The sequence below is a fragment of the Allobosea sp. P4_H5 genome (assembly GCF_056400825.1).
The window spans coordinates 136,644-151,319 of record NZ_JBFUKM010000003.1 but is presented as its reverse complement, the minus strand read 5'-3'; the positions used below and the strand labels follow the sequence as shown (position 1 = coordinate 151,319).

At 66.6% G+C, this 14,676-nt stretch carries 15 protein-coding genes; 6 read left to right on the top strand and 9 right to left on the bottom strand.

Annotated elements, in window-relative coordinates:
• Positions 1-79: 79 nt before the first annotated feature.
• From AC1DS0_RS07245 to AC1DS0_RS07215, 7 genes are all read right to left on the bottom strand, one after another.
• Entirely contained in the window at positions 80-928 is an 849-nt protein-coding gene (locus tag AC1DS0_RS07245; RefSeq protein WP_476813700.1) for a carbohydrate ABC transporter permease, read from the bottom strand.
• Positions 925-1,878, bottom strand: a complete 954-nt coding sequence (locus AC1DS0_RS07240) for a carbohydrate ABC transporter permease (RefSeq protein ID WP_476813699.1) — start codon at positions 1,876-1,878, stop codon at positions 925-927. The genes AC1DS0_RS07245 and AC1DS0_RS07240 overlap by 4 nt, the downstream gene beginning before the upstream one ends.
• A 6-nt stretch (positions 1,879-1,884) precedes the next feature.
• Complete coding sequence (locus AC1DS0_RS07235; protein WP_476813698.1) at positions 1,885-3,150, bottom strand: ABC transporter substrate-binding protein; 1,266 nt, start codon at positions 3,148-3,150, stop codon at positions 1,885-1,887.
• A 60-nt stretch (positions 3,151-3,210) separates the two neighbouring features.
• Positions 3,211-4,155: a nucleoside hydrolase gene (locus AC1DS0_RS07230; protein ID WP_476813697.1), complete on the bottom strand. Its 945-nt coding sequence runs from the start codon at positions 4,153-4,155 to the stop codon at positions 3,211-3,213.
• Positions 4,152-5,102, bottom strand: a complete 951-nt coding sequence (locus AC1DS0_RS07225; RefSeq protein ID WP_476813696.1) for a nucleoside hydrolase — start codon at positions 5,100-5,102, stop codon at positions 4,152-4,154. Before AC1DS0_RS07225 ends, AC1DS0_RS07230 begins: the two co-directional genes overlap by 4 nt.
• Positions 5,099-6,124 carry a LacI family DNA-binding transcriptional regulator gene (locus AC1DS0_RS07220; protein ID WP_476813695.1) on the bottom strand — a complete coding sequence of 342 codons (1,026 nt, stop codon included), beginning with the start codon at positions 6,122-6,124 and terminating at the stop codon, positions 5,099-5,101. The genes AC1DS0_RS07225 and AC1DS0_RS07220 overlap by 4 nt, the downstream gene beginning before the upstream one ends.
• A gap of 270 nt (positions 6,125-6,394) precedes the next feature.
• Positions 6,395-6,940 carry a MarR family winged helix-turn-helix transcriptional regulator gene (locus AC1DS0_RS07215; protein ID WP_476813694.1) on the bottom strand — a complete coding sequence of 182 codons (546 nt, stop codon included), beginning with the start codon at positions 6,938-6,940 and terminating at the stop codon, positions 6,395-6,397.
• A 101-nt stretch (positions 6,941-7,041) separates the two neighbouring features.
• Here AC1DS0_RS07215 and AC1DS0_RS07210 point away from each other — a divergent pair, with 101 nt between their 5' ends.
• From AC1DS0_RS07210 to AC1DS0_RS07195, 4 genes are read left to right on the top strand one after another with little or no spacing between them, the layout of a single operon-like run.
• Positions 7,042-7,560 carry a flavin reductase family protein gene (locus AC1DS0_RS07210; RefSeq protein WP_476813693.1) on the top strand — a complete coding sequence of 173 codons (519 nt, stop codon included), beginning with the start codon at positions 7,042-7,044 and terminating at the stop codon, positions 7,558-7,560.
• Between the two features lie 25 nt (positions 7,561-7,585).
• Positions 7,586-9,049, top strand: a complete 1,464-nt coding sequence (locus AC1DS0_RS07205; RefSeq protein ID WP_476813692.1) for a 4-hydroxyphenylacetate 3-hydroxylase family protein — start codon at positions 7,586-7,588, stop codon at positions 9,047-9,049.
• A 20-nt stretch (positions 9,050-9,069) separates the two neighbouring features.
• Positions 9,070-9,450 (top strand): cupin, encoded by a 381-nt coding sequence (locus tag AC1DS0_RS07200; RefSeq protein WP_476813691.1) that lies wholly within the window; start codon positions 9,070-9,072, stop codon positions 9,448-9,450.
• 7 nt (positions 9,451-9,457) lie between these two features.
• Positions 9,458-10,801 (top strand): amidase, encoded by a 1,344-nt coding sequence (locus AC1DS0_RS07195; protein ID WP_476813690.1) that lies wholly within the window; start codon positions 9,458-9,460, stop codon positions 10,799-10,801.
• 12 nt (positions 10,802-10,813) lie between these two features.
• Here AC1DS0_RS07195 and AC1DS0_RS07190 read toward each other — a convergent pair whose 3' ends face one another.
• Entirely contained in the window at positions 10,814-11,479 is a 666-nt protein-coding gene (locus tag AC1DS0_RS07190) for a GntR family transcriptional regulator (protein ID WP_476813689.1), read from the bottom strand.
• A gap of 56 nt (positions 11,480-11,535) precedes the next feature.
• The gene (locus AC1DS0_RS07185) at positions 11,536-12,222 is read right to left on the bottom strand and encodes a DUF2848 domain-containing protein (RefSeq protein ID WP_476813688.1); all 687 of its coding nucleotides are present in this window, start codon (positions 12,220-12,222) and stop codon (positions 11,536-11,538) included.
• A gap of 190 nt (positions 12,223-12,412) precedes the next feature.
• On the opposite strand from AC1DS0_RS07185, the gene AC1DS0_RS07180 reads away from it, so the two are divergent.
• The gene (locus AC1DS0_RS07180; RefSeq protein ID WP_476813687.1) at positions 12,413-13,705 is read left to right on the top strand and encodes an ABC transporter substrate-binding protein; all 1,293 of its coding nucleotides are present in this window, start codon (positions 12,413-12,415) and stop codon (positions 13,703-13,705) included.
• Positions 13,706-13,775: 70 nt separating this feature from the next.
• On the top strand, positions 13,776-14,675 hold the full coding sequence (locus tag AC1DS0_RS07175) for a branched-chain amino acid ABC transporter permease (RefSeq protein WP_476813686.1): 900 nt from the start codon (positions 13,776-13,778) through the stop codon (positions 14,673-14,675).
• The last annotated feature ends 1 nt before the right edge of the window (position 14,676 follow it).

The following is a 14,676-nucleotide window of genomic DNA, read 5'->3' as shown; positions in this document are numbered from 1 at the left end:
GCACGGGGCTCGCTCCCATGCGTGACCCGCGCCACACAATCCTGGGATGATCCGGTCGTTCCACTCCCCGACGATCCCCCTATTTCAGCCCGCTCGTGACGAAGTTGCGGATGTAGAACTTCTGGAAGAGCAGGAACGGCACCAGCGCGACGAGGCCGGCAAGCGTGGTCGAGGAGAACAATCGCCCCCATTCCGTGCCCTCCAGGCTGATATTGCGCGCGATCGCCACCTGCACGAGCGTGTGCTCCGGCGACGGCGCCGCCACCAGCGGCCAGAAGAACGCCTCGAACTGGTGCATGAACAGCATGATGCCGCCGGTCAGCACCACCGGCCACGAGATCGGCAGCGCGATCTTCAGCCAGATATGCCCCCAGGAGGCGCCATCGACCCGCGCCGCCTCGTAGAGCTCGCGCGGCAGGCCGGCGAAGAACTGGCGGAACATGAAGATGACGAAGCCGTTGGCGAGGTCCGGCAGGATCAGCGCGGCATAGGTGTCGATCAGGCCAAGGCTCTGCACGAGGATGTAGAGCGGAATGACGATCGCCTCGAACGGCATCATCGCCGCTGCCAGAACGAAGACGAAGATCACGTTCTTGAAGCGGAAGTCGAAGACCGCGAAGGCAAAGCCCGCAGCGGCATTGATGACGACGCCGACCACCATCGTGGTCAGCGCGACGAAGAGCGAATTGCCGACGGCGCGCGGGAAGCCGGTGCCGATGAGCGAGGTGTAGTTCTCCAGCGTCAGCCGGTCCGGGATCAGCATGCTCCAGCCGAGCCGGCTGCCATGGGCGAAGATGTCCGCCGGCGGCCGCAGCGAGGAGACCACGAGCCAGATCAGCGGCAGCAGCAGCACGAGCGCGATCAGCGACATCGTGACGTAGCGCGCGACTCCGAAGGCCAGCGCGGTCGAGCGGCGATCGACGCTCATGTCTCGGCTCCTTCCTTGTCGCGGAACAGCCTGAGCTCGATCGCGGCGATCACGCCGATGATGACGAGGATGATCGTCGACAGCGCCAGCGAGCGCCCCCAGTTGATGAAGGTGAAGGCGTTCTCATAGGCGCGGAACATCAGGAGATCGGTCGCGCCGTTCGGCCCGCCCTTGGTGATGATGTAGACCGGCGCGAAGAACAGGAAGTTGATCGCTGTGTCGGCGACGAAGACGAAGGCGAGCGGCCGGCGCATCTGCGGTAGGGTGATGTGGACGAGCTGGTGCCAGCGACTGGCGCCGTCAATGCGGGCGGCCTCGTAGAGCTCGCCGGGAATGCGGTAGAGCCCGGCCAGCAGGAAGATCATCCAGTAGCCGCAGCCCTTCCAGGTCGCGATGGCGATCATCGTGCCGAGCGCCTGATGTTCCGACAGAAAGAAGGGCTGGCGGCCGATGCCGATGCCTTCGAGGATGGCGTTCACGGGCCCCAGATTGGAGTCCAGCATGATGTTCCACAGCACGGCGGTAAGGCCGGTGGAGAGCGTCATCGGCAGGAAGAAGGCGGCGCGGAAGAAGGTGACGCCCTTGCCCGGCGCCATCACCAGCAGCGCGTAGCAGAAGGCGATGGCGATCTGCAGCGGGTTGATGATGATGTTGAAGATCAGCGTGACCTTGAGCGAATTCCAGAAGCGCTCGTCGCCGAAGAGCTGAGCGAAATTCGTCAGGCCGTCGAACGAGGTCTCGCCCGCGAGGTTCTGGGTGAACAGGCTGCCACCGATGGCGATCACGATCGGCGTCAGCCGGAACAGGACGAGGAAGGCCAGCGCCGGCAGCAAAAAGGCGAGCAGCACCAGCGTGCGCGGCTGCATCGGATCGGACGAGCGGCGCCGCGCGATACGCGGCGCCTCCGAAGCGGCGACAGGGGCAGAGGCCCGGTCGGTCAAGGCGGTCATCTCCGGTCAGCCGCGATACTTGGCGAATTCGCGGTCGATGTCGCGGGCGGCCTTCTTCAGCCGCTGCTCGACATTGGCGCCGCCCTGGATCTCGCGGAAAGTGCCGCGCAGGATGTCCTCATATTCGAGCCAGCCCGGCGTCGCCGGCCGCGGCACGGCAGTGTTCTCCATCTCGGAGCGGACGATGCGCCAGCCGGGCGTGTCGAGCTCGGCGCCCATCGAATCCCAGACCGATTTCAGCACCGGCGGGTTCGGCCGCAGGCGCGCCTGCGCCTCAACATACTCAGGCTGGGCGAAGGCCTTGATGAAGGTCTCGGCCGCGGCGCGCTGCTTGGTGCGCGGGTTCATGCCGATATGCCAGCTGCCGGTCGGCGTCACCGCCTTGCCACCCTCGAAATAGGGCTGCGGCGCCACCGCCCAGTCGAGGTCCTTGCGCGCCGAGATCGAGGCGAGGCTCGGCGTGGTCGCGAGGTACATCGAAGCCCGGCCGGTCGCGAACATTTCGAGCGCGAGATTGGTGTCGAACACGCCGGTCGGCGTCACCTTATGCTTGTTGAACAGGTCTGCGTAGAACTGCATCGCGTCGATGAAGGGCTGGGAATCGACATAGCCGGTCGCGGTCAGACCGTCCTCGCTCAGCACCTGCGCGCCCTTCGACTGCGGCAGGGTCAGCGCCTGATAAGGCCGGTCGGCCATCTCGAAGACGAGGCCCCACTGGTTCTTGGCGGGGTCGGTCAGCTTCTTGGCAGCTTCGAGCGTCTGTTCCCAGGTCCAGCGCTTGACGACGTCGGGCTCGGGCAGGGCGACGCCGGCGTCCGCGAAGTGCTTGCGGTTGAGGAACAGCACCATGCCGCTGCTGATATAGGGCAGCGTCATCAGCTTGCCCTTGTAGGTGCCCTGCGCCAGCGCCGCCTTGCTGTAGCGACTGAGGTCGTTGCCGAGGATGCCGTCGAGTTCGGCGAGATGCTTACGGATCGAGTAGGAGGCGGTCAGCGGGCCGTCGGCGAAGAAGATGTCGGGCAGTGGCGAGCGCGCCTGCAGCCGCACTTCGAGCGCCGGGAAGAGCTCGTTGAACGGGATGCGCTCGAGCTTCAGGCCGATCGTCGGATTGTTCTTCATGAACATCTCCGCCATCGGCGTGATGTGGCCCTCCGGCCAGCCGACCCAGATCACGTTGAGCTCGGTCTTGGCCTGGGCGCGCAGCAAGTGCGGCGCGGCGAGCATGCCGCCAGCAGCGGTCATGCCCTTCAGAACGGTGCGGCGCGTCGTCATCCAATCCTCCTGATCAGTCTTGTTCGTTGTAGGCAGCAGGCCAGTCGCAGCCGGGCGGGCTCAGCCGCGCCCATAGCTCGCGATCGTCTCGATCACATGCCGGGTCGCGGCCGGCCCATCCATGCGGATGCCGGCCATGACGTTGGCGCGCGGCGGCTCCGGCTCGTCCGGGCGGCGCGTGACATTGCGCTGGTCGGCCACGGTCATGCCGCGCAGCAGCGGGCTCGCCAGCTCGACCTGGATGTGGAAGGGCCTGTGCTCGACGAGATCCGGCCGCACGAAGGGCAGGAAGGCGCTGGGGTCGTGCATCGGCGAGATCGGCTTGCCGTAGCGGGCTTCGTTGCGGGTCAGATAGAAGTCGAGCATGCCAGCGACGGTCTCCGGCACCGCCCCGCCCGCCCGCCGCAGCAGCTCGGCATGGCTTCGGTCGAGGATCGCCTGGCGGGTGAAGTTGAGGCCGGCGAGATAGATCTCGGCGTCGCTGGAGAAGACGGCCGCCGCCGCTTCCGGATCCTTCAGGATGTTCGCTTCGGCATAAGGGGCGGCGTTGCCGATATCGAGGCTGCCGCCCATGATGGTGATGCATTTCAGCCAGCGCGCCAGCCGTGGCTCGGTCCGAAGCGCCACCGCGACATTGGTCAGCGGACCGATGGCGGCGAGCACGAGCTCTCCTTGAGCCTTCTTCGCCTGCTCGATGATCATCGTCACCGCATGCATGTCGACCGGCCGGCGCTTCGGCTCAGGCAGGTCGGCGCCATCGAGGCCGCTGGCGCCATGGATCATCGACGGCGCGAAGCTGCCGACCAGGGGCGCGCCCACGCCGCCGGCGACGGGGATGTCGAGCCCCGCAAGCTCGCAGATCTTCAGCGCATTGCGCGTGGTGTTCTCGACGATCGAGTTGCCGAACACCGTGGTCAGGCCGCGCAGCTCGAAATGCTTGGCGGCATAGAGGATGGCCATGGAGTCGTCATGGCCGGGATCGCAGTCGATGAGCAGCGGGATCATGGGCGGTCATATCCGAGGATGGTGTCGATGACGGCGTCGACGCAGGCCTCGCCGTCCACCGCGACCGCGACGTCGCAATTCGCCGGCCGGCTGGCGCCAGGCTGGTCGTGGTCGCGGCGCATCGGCCGGGAATCGCAGGCGGTCATGCCGCGCAGCGGCCCCTCGCCGAGCTCGATATGCACCGGCAGCGCCTGGAAGGTGATCAGCCCCGGCCTGACCAGCGGGATGACGGCGCAGGGATCGTGCATCGCCGCGGTCGGCGTGCCATAGCGCTCCTGCATCTTGGCGAGATAGAAGGCGAGCAGATCGGCCATCACCGAAGAGACGCGGCCGCCGCCCTGGCGCAGCCTGGCGATATGGCGCTCGGCGATCCCCGCCTGGCGGGTGACGTTGAGCCCGACCATGCTGAGCGGCACGCCGGCATCGAAGACGATCGCCGCCGCCTCGGGATCGCAGACGATGTTGAACTCGGCATAGGGCGTGCGGTTGCCGCTGGTGGTCGAGCCGCCCATGATCGCTATCGACTTGAGCCAGCCGGCGAGCCGCGGCTCCAGGCGCAGCGCCAGCGCGACATTGCTGAGCGGGCCGATCGCGATCAGGCTGAGCTCGCCCGGCGCGGCCTTGGCGGTCTCGATGATGAAGTCGACGGCGTGGCGGTTCAACGGGTCATAACCGGGAGCCGGCAATTCAGCGCCGTCGATGCCGGTCGCGCCATGGACATAGGCGCCGTCGAGCGGCGGCTCGATCAAGGCGCGGTCGAGGCCGGGCACGACGGGCAGCTTCAGGCCCGCCAGCTTGCAGATCGCCAACGCGTTGCGGGTCGAGTTCTCCAGCGAGGAATTGCCGGCGACCGTCGTCAGCCCGACAACGTCGAGATGCGCGGCGGCGTAGAGGATCGCCATCGCATCGTCATGCCCGGGATCGCAATCGATGATGTAGCGGGTCATGCGGACCTTCCAGGGTTCGTCGCGGATGTCACAGACAGGCGCTCGACCAGCACCGGCTCCAGCGCCAGCGTGTGCGGCAGCGGCCGGCCATGATCGAGCAGGCCGACCAGCAATTCGGCCGCCTTGACGCCGATGTCGTAGGCTGGCTGGCGGATGGTGGTCAGCGGCGGCGAGGTGAAGGCAGCGATGTCGATGTCGTCATAACCGATGACCGCAAGGTCTTCCGGCACGCGCAAACCGCGTTGCTGCGCCGCGCACATTGCGCCGATGGCGACGAGGTCGTTGAAGCAGAAGATCGCATCCGGCCGCGTCGCACCGCGACGATCGAGCAGTTCGGCCATTGCCGCATGGCCGCCGCCGACCGTGAGATCGGATTCGATCATCAGCGCCGGATCAAGCGGCCTTCCCGCCTCCGCCAGCGCGGCGGTGAAGCCGGCGAGGCGCTCCATGCTGCGCGGATGCTCGGCCGGCCCGGTGATGCAGCCGATGCGGCGGAAGCCCTTGCTGGCCAGATGCGCACCGGCGAGCCGGCCACCCAACAGGGAATCGTCGTTGATCAGGCAGTCGACGCGCGGGATCGTCGTATCGAGCGCGATGATCGGCACCGCCTTGATCTGCTCGAGCCGCCGAAAGAAGTCCGAGCTGGCATTGCTGGTCATCACCAGCAGCGCGTCGATGCGCTTCATCATCAGCGTGCGCAGATAGGCGGTGAGCTTCTGCGCGACGTCGCCGGAATTGCACAGCATCAGACTGTAGCCACGATCGAAGCAGCCGGTCTCGACGCCGCGGATCACCTCGGCGAAGAACGGGTTCGTCGAGCTGGTGACGATCATGCCGACGGTGTGGGTGCGATTGCTCTTCAGCGCCCGCGCCACGCCGCTCGGCTGATAGCCGAGCTGCTCGATCGTCGCCTGGACCTTCTCGATCGTACCCGGATTCACATGGCGCGTGCGGTTGACCGCATGGGACACCGTGGTCACCGAAACCCCGGCGGCGCGGGCGACATCCTTGATCGTCACCATCGGCTGCGTCCAGAGCCGGCAAGGATGCCGCGCCGGCGCAGAACGACTTCCACCATGGTGTGACGACACACGCTGGAAAACCGGCAATGGCGCGCCAACAGAGCCTCCCGCTGCGGCTCAACGGCCACTCTATGGGGAGGATAATCATACAAAACGTTTGCGCAAACGTTTTGTATCGCTGAAAAAGCAAGGATTCAGCAACCTCCGCGTGCCGAACACCCCTCGCCTCAAGCGATGATAATGATCAGGAGAGCGCCGGCAGGCGCGATCTCAATCGTGCGCCTGCGCCTTCTCGTCGGCGACGATGTGATCGGCAAGATGGAGGGCCTGCTTCGCCCCCCGGGCAAGCCGCCGCATGATGCCGCTCAGCATCTCGAAATCCGCGCGGTCGAGCGAGGCGAACAGCGCATCGTTCACCGGGCGCTGCAAAGCCGCCAGGCGCTCCAGCATCGTTGACCCGAGCGGCGTCACCGAGAGATTGACCCGGCGCTTGTCGCTGGCATGCGGCTGCTTGGCGACAAGCCCGCCCTTCACCAGCTTGTTCACCTCGATGGTGACGAAGGCGCCGCTGAGATGCAGCCGCTCGGCGACCTGCGCCACGCCGACCTCGCCGACGGCAGCGGCGCGGCTGATTGCAATCATGATCAGATATTGCGGCGGGGTGAGCCCGATATAGGCGGCGAAGCGCGCCCTCGCCTCCTCCAGCCGGCCGCCGAAGGCGAAGAAATCGTAGAGCAGGTCGCGGAAGCGCGTATCGCTGCCGCCATCCAGCAAATCCGGCTTCGCCACGGTCATGCGCCGGTTCTCGCTCGACATGGTTTGGTCGTCCTCAAGGGCTGTTGACTCACTCTAATAGCTTTGTTACAAAGCTATCTTAACAAGGATATATCGCAAAAGCAACCGGAGAGGAGGGGACGATGGACGCCAAGGCCTTCAGGCAATCCCTGGGCGAGTTCGCCACCGGCGTCGCGGTGATCACCGCGCAGGGCAGCGGCGAGGAGCTCATCGGCATGACCATGAGTTCATTCAACTCCGTTTCGATCGATCCGCCGCTCGTCCTGTTCAGCGTCGACAGGCGGGCGAACAGCCTGCCGGCCATGCTTGAGGCCAAGGGCTTCGCGGTCAATGTGCTGGCGCGCGAGCAGGAGCACATATCCAACCGTTTCGCCCGCGCGCTCGGCGACAAATGGTCCGAGACCAAGCGCAGCGTCGGTCACGCCCAGGCGCCGCTGATCACCGGATCGCTCGCCCATTTCGAGTGCGAGCCCTACGCCAATCATGACGGCGGCGACCACGTCATCTTCCTGGTGCGGGTGCTGCGCCACACCGTGCGCCCCGGCACTCCGGCGCCCCTGATCTTTTTCCGCGGCCGCTATCGCGACCTCGTCGACGAGACCCAGCGCGAGCCGTCCTGGCCGCTGCCCATCCACTACTGACAGCCAAAAGAGCGAGGAGAGACCCATGACCAAGACCGGACAGCAGCATCTGGCCAGCATCCGCGACGGCCGCTCGATCTATATCGACGGCGCCAAAGTCGAGGACGTCACTAGCCATCGCGCCTTCCGCAATGTGGCGCAGTCGGTCGCCGGCCTGTTCGACTTCGCCGGCGATGCCTCGCGGCGCGACCTCATGACCTTCGAGACCGAGACCGGCGGCCGCGCCAACCGGATCTGGCAGCTGCCGACTTCCTATGCCGACCTGGTCGAGCGCCGCCGGGCGCTGGAAGCCTGGACCGCGATCCATGGCGGCTTCCTCGGCCGCGCGCCCGACCACGTCGCCTCCTGCATCTCCGGCATGCGCATGGGCCTGCCGGTGTTCGAGGGCTATGATCCGGCCCGCGCCGCGGCGCTCGAAGCCTATTATCGCTATGCCCGCGATAACGATCTCTATTTGACCTACGTCATCATCAATCCGCAGGCCGACCGCTCCAAGAATGCGGCCGAGCAGGCCGACCCCTTCCTGACCGCCGGCGTGGTCGATCGTGACGCCGAGGGCATCACCATCCGCGGCGCCAAGATGCTGGCGACCGGCGGCGTCGTCGCCAACGAGGTCTTCGTCACCACGATCCAGCCGATGCAGCCGGGCGAGGAGCGCTACGCCGTCTCCTTCGCCATCCCGATGAACACCAAGGGCCTGAAGATGCTCTCGCGCAAGTCGTACGAGGCGCAGGCGGGCTCGATTTTCGACAATCCGCTGGCCAGCCGCTACGACGAGAACGATGCGGTGCTGTTCTTCGACGACGTCAAGGTTCCGTGGGACCGCGTCTTCATCGATGGCAGCGTCGAGATGTGCCAGAAGCAGTTCCACGCGACGCCGGCGCATGTCTACCAGAACTACCAGGCGATGATCCGCCTCAAGGTGAAGCTGCAGTTCCTGATGGGCATCGCCCATCGCACCACCCAGACCAACGGCATCACCCAGTTCCCGCAGGTGCGCGAGACCCTCGGCCAGCTCGCTGCCGAGGCGGCGATGGTCGACGCCTTCGTCAACGCCATGGAGGCCAAGGGCACGCAGGCCGGCCCCTACTTCGTGCCCGACCGGCACATGCTCTATTCGGCGCAGGTGCTGACCCAGCAGATGTATCCGAAGATCCTGAACTCGCTGCGCGAGCTCGCCGGCGGCGGCATGATCATGCTGCCCTCCTCGATCGCCGACTTCGCCAATCCCGAGATCGCGGCGATGATCGAGAAGACCCAGCAGTCGCCGGCGGCGAATTCGCATGACCGGGTCAAGTTCTACAAGCTCGCCTGGGACGCGGTCGGCTCCGAGTTCGGCTCGCGCCACCACCAGTACGAGATGTTCTATGCCGGCGCGACCTTCGTGACGAAGGGCCACTCCTTCCGCACCTATGACTGGGGCAAGGCCGGCGGCATCGTCCAGTCGATGCTGGACTCCTACGACCTCGACACCAAATCGGCCGCCTGAGCCGGCAAAAGGATCCCGTCATGCCCGTCAACAAGAGCCACGACGAATTCTACACCCTCGACATGTCCAAGGGCTGGGAGGTACCGGCCGGCTATCCCGCCGGCATCCAGCAGAAGATCCTGTCGGGCGCCCTCGACGAGGTGAACAATCGCGGCACCCGCACCCGCCTGCTGCGCTTCCAGCCCGGCGTCTACACCACCGCGCCGTTCTCCCATGACTATTGGGAGGAGGTCTATCTGATGGAGGGCGACCTCACCGTCGGCAACGACGCCAATGGCAATGGCGGCGAGAGCTTCCCGCCGCATACCTATGCGGTGCGCCCGCCGCATGCCCCGCACGGGCCGTTCAAATCCGAAAAGGGCTGCATCCTGCTCGAAATCCATTATTTCGACCCGGTCTGACCCAGCCATGATGCCGACCTTCGCCACACTCGCCGACGATCTCGCCTCGGGACGGACACGCTCGCTCACCCTCGTGCGCGAAGCGCTCGAGCGGATCGAGACACCGGATGGCGAGGGTCGGCTCGCCTTCGTCAAGGTCCATCGCGAGGCCGCGCTCGCCGCCGCAGAAGCGATGGACCGCCTGCGGGCCGCAGGGCTCGCCCCCTCGCCCTTCGCCGGCATCCCGATCTCGGTGAAGGACCTGTTCGACCTCGCCGGCGAGCCGACGCCGGCAGGCTCCACCGTGCTCGCCGACGCGCCATCTGCCGAGCGCGACGCGCCCGCGATCGCGCGGCTGCGACGCGCCGGGCTCATTGTGATGGGCCGCACCAATATGAGCGAGTTCGCCTTTTCCGGACTCGGCCTCAACCCACATCACGGCACGCCCGCCTCGCCTTATGACCGCGCGAACCGCCGCATCCCCGGTGGCTCGTCTTCGGGCGCAGCGGTCTCGGTCGCGGACGGCATGGCGGCCGCCGGCATCGGCTCCGATACCGGCGGCTCCTGCCGCATCCCCGCCGCGCTCTGCGGCATCACCGGCTACAAGCCGACCGCGGCGAGCGTGCCGCTCGAGGGCGCATTTCCCCTGTCGCAGAGCCTCGATTCGATCGGCTCGCTCGCCCGGAGTGTCGCCTGCTGCCGCGCCCTGCACGAGATCATAAGCGGCGCCGAATTGCCGAAGCACGCGATCGGCCTTGCCGGCCTGCGCATCGCCGTACCGCAGACGGTCGCGCTCGATGGGCTCGACGCGACTGTCGCGACCCACTTCGCGCGGGCACTCACCATCTTGTCCAAGGCCGGCGCGCAGATCATCGAGCAGCCCTTCGCGCGCTTTGCCGAGGTCGCCCGGATCAACGCCAAGGGTGGCTTCGCCGCAGCCGAATCCTATGCGCATCACCGCGCGCTGATCGCGGCGAAGGGCGAGGGCTACGATCCGCGCGTGCGCCAGCGCATCCTGCGCGGCGCCAACCAGGATTGTGCCGACTATATCGAGCTGCTGCGCGCCCGTGCCGCCTTCGTCGCCGCCATGCGCGAGGAGGTCGGCGCCTTCGACGTGCTGGCGCTGCCGACTGTCCCCACGATGGCGCCGACGATCGCCGAGTGCGATGCCGACGACGAGGCCTTCACCCGCCTCAACCTGCTGATGCTGCGCAACCCGACCCTGATCAACATGATGGACGGCTGCGCCATCTCGCTGCCGATGCACCGTGCCGGCGAGGCGCCGACCGGGCTGATGCTGGCCAGGGCCGGTGGCGAGGATGCCGCCCTGTTCGCGATCGCAGCTGCGGCCGAGGCGGCGCTGGCGGGCTGAGCCCGCGAAAGCTCAGCCTTGCCGGGTGATGTTGGCGCGGAAGGATTCGATATGCGCCCGCATCGCCCGCTCGGCCTCGTCCGGGTCCTGCCGGGCGATGCCGTCGACGATGGCGGCGTGCTCGGCGCAGATGCGCAAATGCTGCTCGTTGGTGCTGAGCGAGATGAACCACATCCGTGCCGAGCGCTCGTGCAGGTTCCGCAGCAGGTCGCTCATCACCGGGTTGCGGGCCGAGCCGGCGATGATCGCATGAAACTCCTGGTCGAGATCGGCGATCGTCTCGATGTCGCGCGCCTGCGCCGCCTCGCGCATCGCCTCGAGATTGCGCCGGAGCTGGGCCGGCACCTCGGTGCTGGCCCGCTCGGCCGCGACGCGCACGCAGAAGGTCTCGTTGACGATGCGCGCATCGATGATGTTGAGGATCTCGTCCAGGCTGACCGGCTTCACGATCGTGCCTTTGCGCGGCATCACCTCGACCAGCCCGTCATTGAGCAGGCGGTCGATCGCCTGGCGGATCGGCGTGCGGCCGATGTCGAGCTGCGTGCTCAACGCGGGCTCGCTCAGGATCTCGCCCGGGCGCAGCCCGGTGGTGATGATCAGGCGCTTGATCGCAGTGTAGGCCTGGTCACGCAGCGAGACATGCCGCTGCGCATCCTTGGGCTTGTCGAGAAGAGTCACGTTTGCTCGCACCGCGGTCTGAGGTCGCAGCCATCGTCCTTCCGGGGGCCGCGACGTCAACCCCGGATCGGTAGAATCTTCAGGTCGTAGCCAAAGCGAATGCTGCGGCGCAGGACCGGATCCTCGAGCTCGCCTTCGAAGCGGCTGGCCATCTGGATGCCCCCGATCGCCGGCATGGTGCCACCGAAGATCGCCGTGCCGTCGGGCAGCGCGCCCGTGCCGTTGAAGCCGCGGATCAGGTCGTCCGGTGCGAGCAGGCCCGAGATCGGCCCCTCCTGATAGAGCCGGCGCTCGCCGTCAATCACCGCGAAGCTGCGCAGGATCAGCTCGTCCCAATGGCCGGCGACCTCCTCATAGGGCCAGACGGTCGCGGCGACCGGCTTGTCGCAGATCTGCTTGGAGACGCTGATGCCATAGGTCTCGACCTGGCGGTCGGTATGGTCGGAGCCGACGCCGACATAAGTCTTGCCGCCGCACGAGAGCAGCACGGCCTCGACCTCGCCGCTGCTGTTGGCGCCGACGTCCTCGATGACGGGGTCGGTGGTCAGCCGGGCGGCGGCGACGCGATAATAGACCGGCGTCGAGGTCGGCCGCTTCACGCCAAGCGCCTCCAGCTCGGCGATGTGGTGCTCCATCGCCGCCTTGTCGCGTCCGGCCCAGCCACCGATCACCAGTTCGTCGATTGCCGCGGTCAGCGGGCTGGAGCCGGTTCGGCTCTCCACCGTCAGTGCCAGGGTCTTCATCGCCTCTCGCCTTCCCGAAATCGCGCTGCCCGTTCGCCGGGCAGCCTGCCCAAAAAAACTTCGCGATGCCTCTATAAAAATCCTTGTGAAGTTTCACAAGGATTTTTATAGAGGACTTCAAGCGCCGCAGTTGCGCAGGGACGGCGACGGCGCCCGGACAGGACGCCGATCGGAAACGGAGAGGAAAACCATGATCAGATCAGCTTGGATGGCCGCTCTGGCGGTCTCGTTCGGCGCAGTTGCGGCCCCGGCCGTCGCGCAGGAGAAGCCGGCATCCCTTGGTGTCGGCGTCATGACCTTCACCTCGGGCCCGGCAGCCGCCTATGGCGTCCCCGGCAAGAACGCCGCCGAGCTGATGATCGACATGATCAATGCCAGGGGCGGGATCGGCGGCGTGCCGCTGAAGGCGACCTATGTCGACGAGGCGCAGGGCACGCAGGGCGTCATCGCCGAATATCGCCGCCTCGCCGAGGACAAGTCCAACCAGGTGATGATCGCGGCGCTGTCGAGCGCCAACTGCCTGGCGCTGGCCCCGCTCGCCGAGCAGCTGCAGGCGCCGACGATCGGCTGGAACTGCGACACGCACCAGCTCCTGCTCGACGGCAAGAGCCGCTATTATTTCCGCCCGAACGGCAACACGATTCCCGAATTCGTCGCCTATGCGCTCTATCTCCTGCAGCGCAAGCCGGATGTGAAGCGGATCGCCATCGTCAATCCCGACTACGCCTTCGGCCATGACGCGGCGCTGATCTTCAAGACCGCGATGAAGGCGCTGAAGCCCGATGTCGAGGTCGTGGCGGAGCTGTTCCCCAAGCTCGGCTCGGCCAATTTCCAGACTGAGATCTCGAAGCTCTCGGCCTCGCGGCCGGATGTGGTGTTCTCCAATCTCTGGGGCGCCGATCTCGAGAATTTCGTGCGCCAGGCCCAGCCGCGCGGGCTGTTCACCTCGAGCCAGGTGGTGCTGGCGCTGGGCGAGACCGTGCTCCAGCGCGCCAACCTGCCCGAAGGCGTCATCGTCGGCGTGCTCGGCGACGGCTGGTGGATGTCTCCCGATGCCAGGGCCAATCCCGTGACCAAGGCCTTCGTCGAGGCCTATGAGAAGCGTTATGGCGAGTACCCGGTCTTCCCGTCGGTCAAGATGGCCAACGCGATCATCTACATGAAGGCCGCCTATGAGGCCGCGCTGAAGAAGACCGGCGGCAAATGGCCGAGCCGCGACGAGCTCGCCGAGGCGATGCGCGGCAGCACGGTCAAGACGCTGACCGGCACCACCGTGACCCGCAAGGACAATGACGGCCTCGTCGATCAGGTCGTCGGCGTCACCGCGAAGTCGCCCGACTACAAATTCCCCGTGATCGGCGGCATGGTCCGCTACAAGGGCGACACGCTGATGCCGCCCCAGGGCGACGACGCGATCAAGTGGGTTGGAACGCTGACCCCGGCCTTCCTCGCCGCCCAGCCCAAGCCCGGCAGCTACCAGTAAACGCGCCGGCGGGAGGAGCCATTTCGGCCCTCCCGCCCCTTTTCCCAATCATCAATCCCAGGTGCCGCTCATGCTCGACACCCTGATTCCGCTCGCTGTCGACGGCCTTGCCAGCGCGGCGCTGATCTTCTTCGTCGCTGTCGGGCTGACGCTCGTCTTCAGCGTTTTGCGCGTGCTCAACGTCGCGCATGGCAGCTTCTACGCGATCGGCGCCTATGTCGCCGCCTCGATCGGTTTGTGGGTCGCCAGCGCGGGCCTGAACCCCTGGCTCTCCTTCCCAGCCCTGGTGTTCAGCGCAGCGATCGTCGCGGTGCTGTTCGGCCCGCTGGTCGAGCGCTGCCTGATGCGCTGGACCTATGGCAAGTCGGAAGCGATCCAGATCCTCGTCACCTTCGGCCTGTTCCTGATCCTGGAGGACCTGCAGCGCATCGTCTTCGGCGTGCGCTCGCTCGCCGAGGACACGCCGATGCAATTGCTCGGTTCGACCGAGATCGGCGGCGTCGTCTACCTCAACTACCAGCTCCTGCTGATCGCGCTGGCCGTGATCGTGGTCGTCGGCCTGCGTGTCCTGCTGACGAAGACCCGGATCGGCCGACTCGTCACCGCCGTCGTCGCCGATCGCGAGATGGCGCAGAGCATCGGCATCAACACCAACCGCGTCTTCATCCTCTCCTTCACGCTCGGCGTCTTCCTGGCGGCGCTTGGCGGGGCGCTGGCGACGCCGACCGCGGGCGCAGCGCCCGGGCTCGGCGCTGAGACCATGGTGCTCGCCTTCGCCGTCGCCGCCATCGGCGGGCTCGGCCAGATCGAGGGCGCGGCACTGGCAGCGATCATCGTCGGCCTCGCCCGCGTGCTCGCGATCTATTTCGCGCCATCGCTCGATGCGGTCGCCCCCTACATCGTCATGCTCGTCGTGCTGCTGGTCCGCCCCTACGGGCTGTTCGGCCAGGCGGCGACCCGGAGGATCTGAC